Annotated in this window: 14 protein-coding genes; 7 read left to right on the plus strand and 7 right to left on the minus strand. The window is 67.1% G+C overall.

Features of this window, described 5'->3' with window-relative positions:
- Positions 1–133: 133 nt before the first annotated feature.
- Together AC3XQU_RS11365 and AC3XQU_RS11370 are read left to right on the plus strand one after the other, a co-directional pair.
- On the plus strand, positions 134–1,252 hold the full coding sequence (locus AC3XQU_RS11365) for a succinylglutamate desuccinylase/aspartoacylase family protein (RefSeq protein ID WP_489874275.1): 1,119 nt from the start codon (positions 134–136) through the stop codon (positions 1,250–1,252).
- Entirely contained in the window at positions 1,252–2,637 is a 1,386-nt protein-coding gene (locus tag AC3XQU_RS11370; protein WP_489874276.1) for a YfcC family protein, read from the plus strand. The genes AC3XQU_RS11365 and AC3XQU_RS11370 overlap by 1 nt, the downstream gene beginning before the upstream one ends.
- A 9-nt stretch (positions 2,638–2,646) precedes the next feature.
- On the opposite strand, the gene AC3XQU_RS11375 is transcribed toward AC3XQU_RS11370, so the two are convergent.
- A complete protein-coding gene (locus tag AC3XQU_RS11375; protein WP_489874277.1) occupies positions 2,647–3,570 on the minus strand; it encodes a LysR family transcriptional regulator in 924 nt (307 codons plus the stop codon).
- Positions 3,571–3,662: 92 nt separating this feature from the next.
- Here AC3XQU_RS11375 and AC3XQU_RS11380 point away from each other — a divergent pair, with 92 nt between their 5' ends.
- Entirely contained in the window at positions 3,663–4,661 is a 999-nt protein-coding gene (locus tag AC3XQU_RS11380) for a sodium-dependent bicarbonate transport family permease (RefSeq protein ID WP_489874278.1), read from the plus strand.
- Between the two features lie 4 nt (positions 4,662–4,665).
- Here AC3XQU_RS11380 and AC3XQU_RS11385 read toward each other — a convergent pair whose 3' ends face one another.
- A complete protein-coding gene (locus AC3XQU_RS11385; protein WP_489874279.1) occupies positions 4,666–4,866 on the minus strand; it encodes a hypothetical protein in 201 nt (66 codons plus the stop codon).
- A gap of 131 nt (positions 4,867–4,997) precedes the next feature.
- On the opposite strand from AC3XQU_RS11385, the gene AC3XQU_RS11390 reads away from it, so the two are divergent.
- Positions 4,998–5,516: a CcdC protein domain-containing protein gene (locus tag AC3XQU_RS11390; protein ID WP_489874280.1), complete on the plus strand. Its 519-nt coding sequence runs from the start codon at positions 4,998–5,000 to the stop codon at positions 5,514–5,516.
- 3 nt (positions 5,517–5,519) lie between these two features.
- Here AC3XQU_RS11390 and AC3XQU_RS11395 read toward each other — a convergent pair whose 3' ends face one another.
- Together AC3XQU_RS11395 and nhaR are read right to left on the minus strand one after the other, a co-directional pair.
- Positions 5,520–6,002: a hypothetical protein gene (locus AC3XQU_RS11395; protein ID WP_489874281.1), complete on the minus strand. Its 483-nt coding sequence runs from the start codon at positions 6,000–6,002 to the stop codon at positions 5,520–5,522.
- 77 nt (positions 6,003–6,079) lie between these two features.
- Entirely contained in the window at positions 6,080–6,979 is a 900-nt protein-coding gene (gene nhaR / locus AC3XQU_RS11400) for a transcriptional activator NhaR (protein ID WP_489874282.1), read from the minus strand.
- Positions 6,980–7,086: 107 nt separating this feature from the next.
- Between nhaR and AC3XQU_RS11405 the strand changes: the two genes are divergently transcribed.
- Together AC3XQU_RS11405 and AC3XQU_RS11410 are read left to right on the plus strand one after the other, a co-directional pair.
- The gene (locus tag AC3XQU_RS11405) at positions 7,087–7,488 is read left to right on the plus strand and encodes an HPF/RaiA family ribosome-associated protein (RefSeq protein WP_489874283.1); all 402 of its coding nucleotides are present in this window, start codon (positions 7,087–7,089) and stop codon (positions 7,486–7,488) included.
- Entirely contained in the window at positions 7,485–8,450 is a 966-nt protein-coding gene (locus AC3XQU_RS11410) for a TerC family protein (protein WP_489874284.1), read from the plus strand. Before AC3XQU_RS11405 ends, AC3XQU_RS11410 begins: the two co-directional genes overlap by 4 nt.
- Before the next feature lie 51 nt (positions 8,451–8,501).
- Here the strand turns inward: AC3XQU_RS11410 and AC3XQU_RS11415 are convergent, their stop codons facing one another.
- Complete coding sequence (locus AC3XQU_RS11415; protein WP_489874285.1) at positions 8,502–9,434, minus strand: LysR family transcriptional regulator; 933 nt, start codon at positions 9,432–9,434, stop codon at positions 8,502–8,504.
- Between the two features lie 104 nt (positions 9,435–9,538).
- On the opposite strand from AC3XQU_RS11415, the gene AC3XQU_RS11420 reads away from it, so the two are divergent.
- Positions 9,539–10,375, plus strand: a complete 837-nt coding sequence (locus AC3XQU_RS11420; RefSeq protein WP_489874286.1) for an SDR family oxidoreductase — start codon at positions 9,539–9,541, stop codon at positions 10,373–10,375.
- A 79-nt stretch (positions 10,376–10,454) separates the two neighbouring features.
- On the opposite strand, the gene AC3XQU_RS11425 is transcribed toward AC3XQU_RS11420, so the two are convergent.
- Positions 10,455–12,560 (minus strand): TonB-dependent receptor, encoded by a 2,106-nt coding sequence (locus tag AC3XQU_RS11425; RefSeq protein ID WP_489874287.1) that lies wholly within the window; start codon positions 12,558–12,560, stop codon positions 10,455–10,457.
- Positions 12,561–12,778: 218 nt separating this feature from the next.
- Positions 12,779–13,183: a DUF2946 domain-containing protein gene (locus AC3XQU_RS11430; protein WP_489874288.1), complete on the minus strand. Its 405-nt coding sequence runs from the start codon at positions 13,181–13,183 to the stop codon at positions 12,779–12,781.
- Positions 13,184–13,257 lie beyond the last annotated feature (74 nt).

The following is a 13,257-nucleotide window of genomic DNA, read 5'->3' on the forward strand; positions in this document are numbered from 1 at the left end:
TTCTACGTTGTCATGCAAATGTCCTAATTTTTCTCAACTGTAATCACATCGAGACATAAACTCAACAATATTTTGAAAATTTTCTTTCATTGATGTAGTGTGTGTAAAAAATCAAACATCGAGGGCGCAGCACATGCATACACACATCCATCCGCTCGGGACCGAGGACTGTCCCGCCGCCCACGCGCTGCAGTCGCTGCACTACGGCGCCGCCGGCAGCGGCAAGAAGGTTTACATCCAGGCCGCGCTGCACGCCGACGAAGTGCCGGCCATGCTGGTGGCGCACGCGCTGCGGCGCGAGCTGGCGCGGCTCGAAGCCGAAGGGCGCATCCGCGGCGAGGTGGTGCTGGTGCCGGCCGCCAATCCGATCGGCCTGGCGCAGACGATCCAGGGCACGCCCTTCGGACGCTTCGACCTGGGCAGCGGCACCAACTTCAACCGCGCCTTTGCGCACCTGGCCGAGACCCTCAAGCCGGCGCTGGCGGGCAAGCTTGGTCCCGATGCGGAGGCGAACGTGAAGCTGGTGCGCGCGCAGGCGCGCCAGGCGCTGGCGCGGATCGCCACCCACAGCGCCACGGACGAACTCAAGAAGGTATTGCTGACGCTGGCGATCGACGCGGACATCGTGCTCGACCTGCATTGCGATAACGAGGCGGTGATGCACATGTACACCGGCACGCCGCTGGCCGGGCGCATGCTGCCGCTGGCGGCGCTGCTGGGTGCGCGGGCACTGTTGACGGCGCGCGACTCGGGCGGCGCTCCCTTCGACGAAGCCTGCAGCCGCCTGTGGTGGGAGCTGGCCGCGCACTTCGGCGAGGACACGCCGCTGCCGCCGGCCTGCGCTGCCGCCACCATCGAACTGCGCGGCGAGATGGACGTCGGCTATGCGTTGGCCGACGCGGATGCGCAGGCCATCGTGCAGTTCCTCGCGCACGAGGGCGTGCTCGAGCTGCCGCCGGCGCCCCTGCCTGCTGCGCAATGCCAACCTACGCCGCTGGAAGGCGTCGAGCCGCTGCAGGCGCCGCATTCCGGCGTGCTGGTGTTCCACCGCGCGCTGGGCAGCCGGGTGGCGGCAGGCGACCCGGTGGCGGACCTCGTCAATCCCGTCAGCGGCAAGACGACCACCCTGCGCGCCGGCGCCGCCGGCATCCTGTTCGCCTCGACCGCCCACCGCCACCTGCTGCGCGGCATGCATGTCTGTAAAATTGCCGGCGCCGCCGCCTTCCGTACCGGCGAACTCCTGAGCCAATGATGAAGCACTTCAGACTGCCCAACACCTTCGTGCTGCTGTTCGCGATCCTGGCGCTGATCGCGCTGGCGACCTGGTTCATCCCCGGAGGCAAATACGAGACCCATCTCGTGGCCGGCAAGACCCTGGTCGATCCGGCGTCCTTCCACTATGTGCAGAGCGCCCCGCAAGGCCTGGTGGCGCTGCTCAAGTCGCCGATCCGCGGCTTCGTGGAGGCGGCCCAGATCATTGGCTTCGTGCTGATCGTCGGAGGCGCCTTCGCGGTGCTGCAAAAGACCGAGGCCATCGACAGCATGATCCTGGCGATCGTGCGCGCCCACGCCCATTCGCGCTTCGTGCGCGCGGCCCTGATCCCGCTGTTCGTCACCATGTTTTCCCTCGGCGGCGCCACCTTCGGCATGAGCGAGGAGGCGATTCCCTTCGTGCTGATCTTCGTCCCGCTGGCGCTGGCGCTGGGCTACGATTCGGTGGTCGGGGTGGCGATTCCTTTTGTCGGCTCGCAGGTAGGCTTTGCCGCGGCCTTCCTCAATCCCTTCAACGTCGGCATCGCCCAGGGCATCGCCGGGGTGCCGGTGTTTTCCGGGGTCGGCTACCGCCTGGTGGTGTGGTGCGCCTGCACCGCGGTCACCGTCGCCTTCCTGATGTGGTACGCGGCCAGGGTCAAGCGCCATCCGGCGCTGAGCCCGACCTGGCAGCTCGACGAGGCAAAACGGGCCGAGCGCAGCGTCGACGTGGCAACGCCGCAGTTCACGCGCCGCCACGGCGCGATCCTGGCGCTGTTCGCGCTGACCCTGGGCGTCATGGTGGTGGGCGTGGTCGGCTTCGGCTGGTTCATCGACGAGATCGCGGCGCTGTTCTTCGCGATGGCGATCCTGGTCGCCATCGCCGGGCGCCTCTCGCCCGACGTGTTCGTCGCCAGCTTCATCCAGGGCGCGCGCGACATGGTTTCGACGGCCCTGGTGATCGCCATCGCGCGCGCCACGGTGGTGATCGCACGCGACGGCCAGATCATCGACACCATGCTGCACCACCTGACGCCGCTGGTGCAGTCGGAACATGCTGCATTCGCAGCGCAGAAGATGTTCGTGATCCAGTCGGTCATCAACTTCTTCATCCACTCGGGCAGCGGCCAGGCGGCGCTGACGATGCCGATCATGGCGCCGCTGGCGGACCTGGTCGGGGTCAGCCGCCAGACCGCGATCCTGGCCTTCCAGCTGGGCGAACTGTCGACGCCGGTGATCCCGACCTCGGGCATCACGGTCGGGGTGCTGGCGCTGGCGCGCATTCCATGGATCGTGTGGTTCAAGTGGATGCTGCCGCTACAGCTGGCCTACCTGGTGCTGGCGCTGCTGCTGCTGGTGCCGCCCACGCTGATGGGCTGGCAGTAAAGGCCGGGGTCAAGCCGGCGCAAGGGCCGGCCCGGCCGCGGAATCGAGCTGCTGCAGGTGGTGCAGGTGGTGCAGGAAGGCGGTGGCGACCGGCGAGAGCTTCTTGCCCTTCCGGTACAGGGTCGACCAGCTCGACTGCACCGGGAAGCCGCCGGCGCGCAGGATGGCCAGGCCTTCCGCGGACGGATCGGCCCCCAGCGCATGGCGCGACACCACGCCCAGGCCGAGGCCTGCCGCAACGGCCTGCTTGATGGCCTCGTTGCTGCCCAGCTCCAGGCGCAGGTCGGGCTTGAATCCCAGCGCACGGAAGTGCTGGTCGCAGGCGAGCCGGGTGCCCGAGCCCTGTTCGCGCAGGATGAAGCGCAGCGGCGCCAGCGCGTCCAGTCCGGGACCCTCGGCGCCGGCCAGCGGATGGCCTGCCGCGGCGATGAGCTCGAGCGGATTGGCCAGGAAGGCATGGCGCTCCAGCTCCAGGTCGTCCGGCGGCATCGACATGATGTAGAGGTCGTCCAGGTTCTCGCGCAGGCGCCGCACGACGCCGTCGCGGTTGAGCACTTCGAGGGCGACGTCGATGTCGGGATGGGCGGCGCAGAACGCGCCGAGCATGCGCGGCACAAAATACTTGGCCGTGCTTACCACCGATACCCGCAGGCGGCCCCGGGTCATGCCGCGGATGCCATCGACCTGCTGCTCGAAGGCCGCCCATTCGTCGAGCATGGCGCGCGCCGTCACCGCGAGCGCCTCGCCCGCCGCCGTCAGGTACAGGCGCTTGCCGACCTGCTCGTACAGCGGCATGCCGACGCTGCCGGCCAGTTCGCGCAGCTGCATCGAGGCGGTCGGCTGGGTCACGTGGCAGGCGCGCGCGGCGGCCGTCACGCTCAGGTGCTGGGCGAAGGAGAGAAAGAGGCGAAGCTGGCGGAAGGTTGCATTCATAGAGTTTTATCTATTCTGCGCATCATAATAATCGATTTTTCTTTATTCGCTCTTGCCCTTAGGATGCAGGTCCCTTTGCCCCGGACCCATCCATGCATAATTTTCTCGATCCCGCCATCCTGTTCTTTGCCTTCGGCATCCTGGCCGGCTGCCTGAAGTCGAACCTGGACATTCCCCAGCCGATCTCGCGCTTCCTGTCGCTCTACCTCTTGATGGCGCTCGGCCTGAAAGGCGGCTTCGCGCTCGCGCAATCCGGCCTCACCGTCGAGATTGCGGCCAGCCTCGGCGCTGCCGTGCTGCTGGCGATCCTGGTCCCGCTGGCGGCCTGGCAGATGCTCAAGCGCGTGGTGCCGCCCTTCGACGCAGCCGCGGTGGCCGCCACCTACGGTTCGGTCAGCGCCGTCACCTTCATCACCGCGACCCAGTACCTGGACGTGCACGGCATCGCCTACGGCGGGCACATGGCGGCCGCGATGGCGCTGATGGAGTCGCCCGCCATCGTGATGGCGGTGGTGCTGGCCAATAGCCTGCGCCAGCGCGCCGCGGCGCCGGCCGTCCTGGGCGCGGGGCAGGTTGCGGTGCTGGGACCCGCCCCTGGCACGGGCCTGGGCAAGATCCTGCATGAGTCCTTCACCGACGGGACCCAGTTGCTGCTGCTGGGCGCGATGGCGGTCGGGCTGATCACGGGAGAGGCCGGCAAGGCGGCGATGGCGCCCTTCTCGATCGACCTGTTCAAGGGCATGCTCGCCTTCTTCCTGCTGGATATGGGATTGCTGACGGCGCGCAACCTGGGCAAGCTGCGCGGCCAGTCGCGCTGGCTGCTGGCCTATGCGGCCGGAGCGCCGCTGGCGCATGCCGGGCTGGCCCTGGGCATGGCCGCCCTGCTGGGGCTTGGGGCGGGCAATGCCGCCCTGCTGATGGTGCTGGCCGCCAGCGCCTCGTATATCGCGGTGCCGGCCGTGCTGCGCCATGCGATTCCAGAAGCCAACCCGGCGGTCTATTTCAGCATGTCGCTCGGGATGACCTTCCCGCTGAACATCGTGCTGGGCATTCCTGTCTATACCTGGGCTGCCGGCCGCGTGCTGGGGTGAGGGTTTAGCCGAACATGCTCGGCTTGGGATCGGGTACCGGTTCCTCGTTGAAAGGCGTGTGGCCGTGTCCATGGCCCGGCGGGTGGTGCGGCTGGGGCACGTCGAAGGGCTGGGGCGCCGGTTCTTCGATCGGGGCCGGGTCGGGTGCGCGGTGCGCGTGCACGGGAGGCGCCGCGGGCAAACTCGTCGACAGGGGGGCATTCATGGCGGGAACTCCTCGAAATAGCGGAGTGACAACCTTATCATGATGCCGTCCAGGCCGCGCTCGGGCGCCGCCTGCCGTGCGGCATCGCGCCGCTCCATTACAATGACGGCCTCGACTCTCACTAGCGCACCATGGACCTCTCGATCACCACCCTCGCCCTGCTCGTCCTGACCCCGCTGCTGGTCTGGCGCGTCTACAACCGCATCAAGGCCCGCATGGCGCGCCAGCGCTCGATCGTCTCGCGCCACTACACCGGCGTGCTGGTGTTCGGCGCGATGATCGTGGTGCCGGCCGCGCAGCTGCTCGACAATCCCACCAATCTCGGGGCGCTCGTGATCGGCGCGCTCGGCGGCATCGCCTACGGTGTCTGGGGCCTGAAGCTCACGCGCTTCGAGGATACGCCGCAGGGCTATTTCTTCACGCCGAATGCGCGCCTGGGCATCGTCATGGCGATGATCTTCGTGGCGCGGCTGCTGTATATCGGCGTGGAGATCTATGCGAACCAGGGCAAGGGCATTCCGGCGCCGAAGCTGACGGACAGTTCGCTGACCATGCTGTGCGTGGGGCTGACGGCAGGCTACTTCGGCTACTACTCGGCAGGCCTGCTGCGCTGGCGCCGCCGGATGCGCAAGGAGCTCGACGCTGCGTGAGCATTACCGCGGCGGCAGGTATTTGAGGAGCAACTCCGCATGCAGCGCTGTCAACTGCCCCAGCGCAGGGTTCGCGCTAGCGCCGCAGGTCTCGCTGCCATGCAGGGAAAAGTTGTGCCGGACGTCATTGCGGGTAATGGAAACGTCGTAGCCTTCCGAGCGGCATACCCCCGGCCCCGGCGGACCCGTGCGCACCGCCAGCCCCCGGATCAGGTCGGCTGAATCGACCAGGGCCGCCAGGCGCTGGAAGTCCGCCGGCGCCAGGGCCCCATCGAACTGCCGGCTCAGGGTGCCGGGCCCGGTCTCCGTATAGTGAAGCCGCCCCGGCGTGATGTCCGTCCGGCTCGATGTCAGCGTCACGAAACTGCCCTTGTAGACGATCTGCAGCGCCTGCAAGCCGGGGCCTGGCGGCGGCACAGGATCATCGCCGCCGCCGCAGCCGCACAGGGCCAGCGCCAGCAAACCTGCCGTGAAAAACCGTGTCATGCCTGCTCCATCCATGTATAGGCCTGCAGGATAGCAGCGGCACCGCCGCCAAAGGCTCACACTTATCCACGCAGGCCTTAGACGAACAGCTTGTCGCGCGCCAGGGTGCTCACGGCCACCGTGGCCGGATGGCTCATGCGGCGCTCGGTGGTGAGGGCGTAGACCTGCTCGACCACCTTGTCGATCTGGCCCAGCACCTGTACGCCGTACTGGCGGCATACCTGCTGCGCGATCACGGTGGGCGCGAAGAACACGCCCGCGCCCGACTGGCCGAAGGCTTTCATCATGGCGCTGTCGTCGAACTCGCCCACCACGCGCGGATGGACTTCGCTGTCTTCCAGCCAGCGCAGCAGGCGCTGGTGGATGGCGAAGTCTTCGCCCGGCAGCAGCAGCGGCGCCTCGTCCAGGCAGGCCGGAAACGGTGTGCCCAGGGTTTCGGCCAGGGCCGCCGTGGCGAACGCGCTCATGGTGCTCTCGCCCAGCAGGTGGCTATAGGCGCGCACGCTGAAATGCGCCGGAATCGGACGGTCGGCGATGACCAGGTCGAGGCGGTGCACGGCCAGGTCGGCCACCAGGTTGTCGAGCCTGCCTTCGCGGCAGATCAGCCGCACCGGTTCGCTCAGCTTCAGGGCCGGCTCGACCAGCTGGCAGGCGATCAGCTTCGAGACCGAGTCGGCGCAGCCGACGCGGAACGACACCGTGGTGGTGAACGCCTTGTCGCGCACCAGTTCCAGCAATTCGTCGCCCGTGCTGAAGATATCCTCGGCATAGCGCGCCACCCGGCGGCCGGTGTCGGTCAGTTCCAGGTTGCGCCCGGCGCGCCGGAACAGTTCCACCCCCAGCGTGTCGGCAAACTCGGTCAGCTGTCCCGAGATCGATTGCGGCGTCAGGTGCAGCTGCGCCGCCGCCTTGGCGATGCTGCCGGTCTTCGCTACCATCCAGAAATAACGCAAGTGCTTGTAGTTGAGCGATGCCACGGCGGACTCCATACATCGAAAAACACGATGTTACCTTATATCATATTCGAATTGTACGATGAGTTGCTCCAGCATATAGTGAAGCTTCACTCAACAGGAGAATCATCATGCGTATCGCGATCCATGCCAACGGCTTCGACATGACCACTGCCCTGCGCCAGTACACCGAACAGCGCCTGGCCACGGCGCTCGGGTGGGCGCGGCACCATATGCGCAAGCTGGCCGTGTCGCTGTCGGACATCAACGGACCGCGCGGCGGCGTCGACAAGCGCTGCAAGATCCAGGTCCAGCTCGGCAACGGCCGCGAGGTCATCATCGAGGAATGCGAGGCCGACCTGTACGCGGCCATCGACCGCGCCGCCGAACGCGCCGACCGCGCGGTAGTGCGGCAGGTCGAACGCACCCGCCAGTTCACCCACGAGCGGCTCGCCGCTCCCGCCCAGGAAGGGGACGCGGCCGAACCGGCCGGCGTGCCGGGCCACGATAACAACAAGGAGCACACCGAATGACTGGATTGGAAAGTATTGCAAGCGGCCCGATGTGGGCCGCCTTCGTCGGCTTCGTGATCGTCATGCTGGCCCTGGACCTGTTCGTCTTCGGCGGCAACAAGGCGCACAAGGTCAGCGTCAAGGAAGCAGGCATCTGGTCGCTGGTGTGGGTCAGCCTGGCACTGGCCTTCAACGGCGGCCTGTGGTGGTACCTCAACGGAACGGTGGGCGAAGCCATCGCCGACCAGAAGGCGCTGGAATTCTTCTCGGGCTACCTGATCGAGAAAGCGCTGTCGGTCGATAACGTCTTCGTGTTCCTGCTGATCTTCACGGCCTTCCAGGTGCCCCAGCAGTACCAGCGCCGGGTCCTGATCTACGGCGTGCTGGGCGCCATCGTGATGCGGGCCATCATGATCAGCGCGGGTGCATGGGTGGTCAGCGAATTCAGCTGGGTGCTGTACATCTTCGGCGCTTTCCTGCTCTACACCGGCATGCGCATGCTGGTGGCGGTCGACCAGGAACCGGACGTGGCCAACAACCCGGTGCTGAAGTTCGCACGCAGGCACCTGAAGGTCAGCGAAGAAGACCATGGCGAGAAGTTCTTCGTCACCAAGGCCGGGGTGCGCTACGTGACGCCGCTGTTCCTGGTGCTGATCCTGATCGAGGTCACCGACCTGATCTTCGCGGTGGATTCGATCCCGGCGATCTTCGCGATCACCACCGATCCCTTCATCGTGTTCACCTCGAACATGTTCGCGATCCTGGGCTTGCGTGCGCTTTACTTCCTGCTGGTGGACGTGGCCGACCGCTTCCACCTGCTCAAGTATGGCCTGGCCATGGTGCTGACCTTCATCGGCGCCAAGATGCTGATCATGCCGTGGTACCACGTGCCGGTGCAGGCCTCGCTGACGGTGGTGGCCGTACTGATCGCCGGCAGTTGCATCGCCAGCCTGATCGTGACGCGCAAGGGCGCCGGCAAGTAAGTCGCAACGAAAAAGGGAGCCAGTTCAAGTGGCTCCCTTTTTTTGTGCAGGTCAGCTTCCCGCCCCGGTCCAGCCGCCGCGCGCCGGATGCGCGTTGCGGCGCTCGTTGATCATGTCGATCAGCGCCCGCAGCTTGGGCTGGGATTGCGAGCGGGCCGGGAAATACAGGTACAAGCCCTCGTCGGGCGGGATGAAGCCTTGCAGCGCCGTCTCCAGCTCGCCGGCGGCGACGGCCTCGCCCACTTCCATGTCGGAGACGAAGGCAAGGCCGAGGCCCTGGCGCGCCAGCTTGACCAGCATGGCACGGCTGTTGACGACCAGGCCGCCCGAGACATCGACCGTGTACTGGCGGCCTTCTTCGCGAAACTCCCAGCGGTGCATGCGGCCGGAGACGGCGAAACGGTAGCGGATGGCTTCGTGCCCGAGCAGGTCTGCCGGCGTGGCCGGGCGCCCGCGGCGCGGGAAATAGGCAGGCGTGGCGACGACCGACCAGGTCACCGGCGGCGTCATGCGCACCGCCAGCATGTCCTTTTCCACCGCGTTATCCAGGCGAATGCCGGCGTCGTAGCCCTCGGCGATCAGGTCGACGAAGCCGTCGTTGCTGTCGATCTCGAGCGTGATGCCCGGATAGGCAAGCCGGAAAGCCGGCACCAGGCCGGCCAGCACGCGTTCGTTGACGATATGCGAGGCCGTGATGCGCAAGGTGCCGCCGGGACGGCCCTGCTGCTCGCGCAGGCGCGCGAAGGCGTCGGCGATGTCGAGGCTGGCGGGACGCAGGCGGGCGTACAGGGCGGCGCCCGCCTCGGTCAGCCCGACGCGCCGCGTGGTGCGCTGGAACAGCACGACCGCGTGGCGCTGCTCGAGCTGGCGCACGCTCTTGCTGACGGCGGCGGTGCTCACGCCCAGGGCCTCGGCCGCGGCGGTAAAGCTCTTGCGTTCGGCAACGGCAAGAAACACCCCGATGCCGTCGAAAGGATCGTCCATGCCCACGATTGTTAACCTCTGGTTGATAAGCCTTATAGGTGCACCTAGTTTATCTTAACAATCGTCGCCGCTACCATGGGTGCTCACTTTCACAGGAGGCTCACATGACGCAACGACATTGGTTCATCACTGGCACATCGAGCGGTATCGGCCGCGAACTCACCGAACAATTGCTGCGTGACGGAGAGCGGGTGTTTGCCACCGTCCGCCGGCGCAATGCGCTGGACGACCTGGCGGCGCGCTATGGCGATTTGCTGCAGGTGGCGGTCCTGGACGTGACCGACAACGCGGCCATCCAGAATGTGATGGCACAGGCATTCGCGCTCTGGGGGCGCATCGACGTGGTGGTCAGCAATGCCGGCTACGGCCTGGTGGGCGCGGCCGAGGAACTCAGCGAGGAGCAGATCGCCCGCCAGGTCCAGACCAACCTGATCGGCTCGATCGGCGTGATCCGCGCCGCGATTCCCTCGCTGCGCGAGCAAGGGGGCGGGCGCATCATCCAGGTGTCGTCCGAAGGCGGCCAGCTGACCTATCCGGCCTTCAGCCTGTACCACGCCACCAAATGGGGAATCGAAGGCTTCGTGGAAGCGGTGAGCCAGGAAGTGGCGCCCTTCGGCATCGAATTCACCCTTGCCGAACCCGGCCCCGCCCGTACCGCCTTCAAGGACGGCATCGACAGTGCGCCGCCGATGGCCGTCTACGAGGACACCCCGGTCGGCGCCCTGCGCCGCGCAATGGCGAGCGGGGGATTCGTCATCGACGGCGATCCGCGCAAGATGGCGCGCGCCATGATCGACTCCGTGGCGCAATCGCCGGCGCCCTTGCGCCTGACGATGGGTACGAGCAGCTACCACGGCGTGCGCGCGGCGCTGAACGCGCGCCTGGCGCAGCTCGAGGCGAACAAGGCCGTGACCCTGTCGACCGACGTCAGCGTCGCCTGAACTGCGCGGCATCGGTGCCATCCGCCGGCGCCGCAAGCGCTCCTCCTCCGCCATGCCGATGGCGATCCAGGGCGCGTAGCTAGAAATCGCTGCTCACCCTCAGGCTGGCGTTGCGCCCCTCCCCCGGCATGATCCAGCGCGAGACATGCAGGTGGCTCGACACGAAGTAATGCCGGTCGAGTACGTTGCGCAGCGCCAGCTGGACCTTGACGCTGCCGCCGCCGGCAAGCCGCGTCGTCCAGTCGTGCGTGAGGTCCATGCGGGCATAGCCGGGCAGGACGATGGTATTGGCCTGGTCGGCAAAGCGCGCGCCCTGGGCATAAAGCCCTGCTCCGCTGCGCCAGTGCTGGCTCCAGCGGTAGTCGCCCCACACGGAGAGAGCGTGGCGCCCGACATTCGGCACGCGCTTGTTCGCAAAGACGGCGTTGTCGAGATAGCTCGCGTCGGTATAGGCGTAGGCCAGTACCAGCTCGGCGCGCTGGCCGACCCTGCCATTGAGCGAGGCCTCGAGCCCGCGCGAGCGCGCGCTGCCGCCCACCGTGAAATCGAAATTGTCCGCCGGCGTGCTCAGGTCGGAGGAAATCATGTGGGTCTGCTTCAGGCGATAGACGCTGACTTCACTATTCAGCCTGCCACCAAGCCATGGCGCCTTCCAGCCGAGTTCGGCCTGGGCGGCCTTGCGCGAAGGCAGGGACTGCTTCGCCGACGAGGCAACCTGGTTGGGCGCCAGGCCGGTGCTCAGGTTGGCGTACACCGTATCGGCGCTGCCCAGCCGATACAGGATGCCCAGCTTGGGCGACCAGTTCCGCTCGCGCACGGAACGAATGCCCGCGGCCCCGTACATGAAGTCCTGGTAGGTATAGCGCAGTCCTCCCACCACCGACCACGCGCCCAGCGCGACCTGGTCCTGCAGCGACACCGCCCTGGCCGTCAGGTCCTGCATGGTCAAGGTCCGCGGCAAGACGGCGCCCGGCGCCGGACGCGTCACCCGGCCGAACACCGGCGCATGGATATTGATGGGAGGACTGATGGCCGCGGGCAGGCTCAGGCCGGGCTGATGCAGGGTCTCGCGGTAATGGTCGACTCCCAGGAACAAGTGGTGGTCCACGCCTGCCAGTCGGCGGAGTCCGGTGAGCGACACCGCGGCGGAATCGATGCGCCGCCTGGTATGCGGCTCCCAGGACGTCGCGCGCGCATAGGTGCCGTCGGGCTGTCCGGGCAGGGGAGATCCGGTCAGCAGATTCTTGATCGATGCCGATTGCGCTTCGAGGTGCGTGAAGTCGGCGCTCAGGCGCGTGTCTTGCCCGAGCGCGGCGTCGCCATGCAGGTCGACCATCCGGTTATCCGTTGTCGAATCGCCGAACGGCTCGCCGAATTGCCGGTCGCGCGGGATCGGGGCCGGCCTGCCGCCGGCGGCAGGAATGCCATAGTCGGGCCGGTACGCCTGCCGGGTCGCCTCGAACCCTGCGCGGAGATGGTAGGGCCCACCTGCCCCGTTGGCAAGGCCAAGCTTGACGCCGTCGAGCCGGTCCGGCACATGGCGCCATTCGCTCGCGCGGGAGCGGGTGGCGATCAGGCGCGCCGCCACGCCGGCACGCTCCGACAGCACGCGATTGAGGTCGATGCTCAGCTCTTGGGCCGCGTGCTCGCCGACCGATGCCGTCACCGAGCTGGCATCGCCCATCACGGGCTGGCGGCTGACCAGGTTCATGGTCCCGCCAGGTTCGCTGCGCACGCCGATCGCCGCGCCAGGTCCGCGCAGCACGTCGACCCGCTCGATGAAGGCCCGCACGAAAGGATAATTCGATAGCCGCACGCCGTCGCGCAGCACCCGGTTGGAACCGGTCCCGCTGTCGGCGACGGCGCCGCGCAGGCTGAAGAACTGGGTGTGCGCACCATTGAAGCCGGAATCGGCCTGGGCGCCAGGCACGTTGCGCAGGACGTCGTGCAGCGTCATGGCGCCCTGGCTCAGCACCAGTTCATCGCTCACGCTGCTCACGGAGAAAGGCAGCTCCATCGCCGTGGACGCGCCGCCGGTGGCCAGACGGGCTGCGCCATCGAGCGTGTTTGCCTTGCTGCCGGTGACGACGACGGTGGGAAGGCGCGTGGCGGCCGAAGCACCCGGAGGGCCGGTCTCCGCCGCTTCGGCAGCAGGAAGAAATCCGCTCAGCAGGAAAACCAGCATGGCGCCGGCAGGAGAAAATGGTGATGGTTCAGGTGTGTTCATACTGTTCTTGTTCGAGACGCAGGCATCCGTCCGGCACCCGATGGGTGACGGACAAGGCGACCATGCAGGCGCGCGCGCCCGCTGCAGCCAGGCCTCATGGAGCCGGCGCTTGGGCGATCTCGCGGTGTGTGCAGGTCGACGCGGCAGACATGGCGCGGCACTTGGCCGCGACGTTGTCAGTGAAACGCGGCAGTACGAAGCGGGGGTGCGCGCGGATTGGCGATGGTCCAGGCGAACAGGGGCGCGGCGGACCGGTAGAACAGCGCAGGGTAGGTCCTGGCTTGCACAAGGACGGGGAAGGTGAATGCCGCGACGGGCGGCAAGGCGAGGAAGGGATGGTGCGAGGTGCAGAACGGGCACTGCTTGACCATGTGCTCGGGCGCGTGCTGCGATGAGGTCAGCGGCTCCGATGGGTCGGGCACGACGCTCACCAGGCCCTTGCTGGTACACATCTGTACTGCCGGGTCCCCCGGTGCGGACGGCGCCACGGCATACGACATGGCCGGCGCGAGCGCGGCGAACAGGACGCCGAGCATGGCGATCCAGGTCACAAGCGACAGCCGTTTCAGGGACAGGTACATGTCGAAAGTATAGTCCCGCGCGACCCGATGGTAGTCTGGACAAATTGCCCTACCCCGGGCAGGGCAGTCACGCC

The sequence above is a fragment of the Telluria sp. AZSoR62 genome (genome assembly GCF_058111565.1).

Excerpts from the sequence above, each read along its gene's own strand:
- AC3XQU_RS11430 (WP_489874288.1), bottom strand. The coding sequence starts at position 13,183 with ATGTACCTGTCCCTGAAACGGCTGTCGCTTGTGACCTGGATCGCCATG.
- AC3XQU_RS11365 (WP_489874275.1), top strand. The coding sequence starts at position 134 with ATGCATACACACATCCATCCGCTCGGGACCGAGGACTGTCCCGCCGCC.
- AC3XQU_RS11395 (WP_489874281.1), bottom strand. The coding sequence starts at position 6,002 with ATGACACGGTTTTTCACGGCAGGTTTGCTGGCGCTGGCCCTGTGCGGC.
- AC3XQU_RS11410 (WP_489874284.1), top strand. The coding sequence starts at position 7,485 with ATGACTGGATTGGAAAGTATTGCAAGCGGCCCGATGTGGGCCGCCTTC.
- AC3XQU_RS11390 (WP_489874280.1), top strand. The coding sequence starts at position 4,998 with ATGGACCTCTCGATCACCACCCTCGCCCTGCTCGTCCTGACCCCGCTG.
- AC3XQU_RS11415 (WP_489874285.1), bottom strand. The coding sequence starts at position 9,434 with ATGGACGATCCTTTCGACGGCATCGGGGTGTTTCTTGCCGTTGCCGAA.
- AC3XQU_RS11420 (WP_489874286.1), top strand. The coding sequence starts at position 9,539 with ATGACGCAACGACATTGGTTCATCACTGGCACATCGAGCGGTATCGGC.
- AC3XQU_RS11405 (WP_489874283.1), top strand. The coding sequence starts at position 7,087 with ATGCGTATCGCGATCCATGCCAACGGCTTCGACATGACCACTGCCCTG.
- AC3XQU_RS11370 (WP_489874276.1), top strand. The coding sequence starts at position 1,252 with ATGAAGCACTTCAGACTGCCCAACACCTTCGTGCTGCTGTTCGCGATC.
- AC3XQU_RS11425 (WP_489874287.1), bottom strand. The coding sequence starts at position 12,560 with ATGCTGGTTTTCCTGCTGAGCGGATTTCTTCCTGCTGCCGAAGCGGCG.
- AC3XQU_RS11375 (WP_489874277.1), bottom strand. The coding sequence starts at position 3,570 with ATGAATGCAACCTTCCGCCAGCTTCGCCTCTTTCTCTCCTTCGCCCAG.
- AC3XQU_RS11380 (WP_489874278.1), top strand. The coding sequence starts at position 3,663 with ATGCATAATTTTCTCGATCCCGCCATCCTGTTCTTTGCCTTCGGCATC.
- AC3XQU_RS11385 (WP_489874279.1), bottom strand. The coding sequence starts at position 4,866 with ATGAATGCCCCCCTGTCGACGAGTTTGCCCGCGGCGCCTCCCGTGCAC.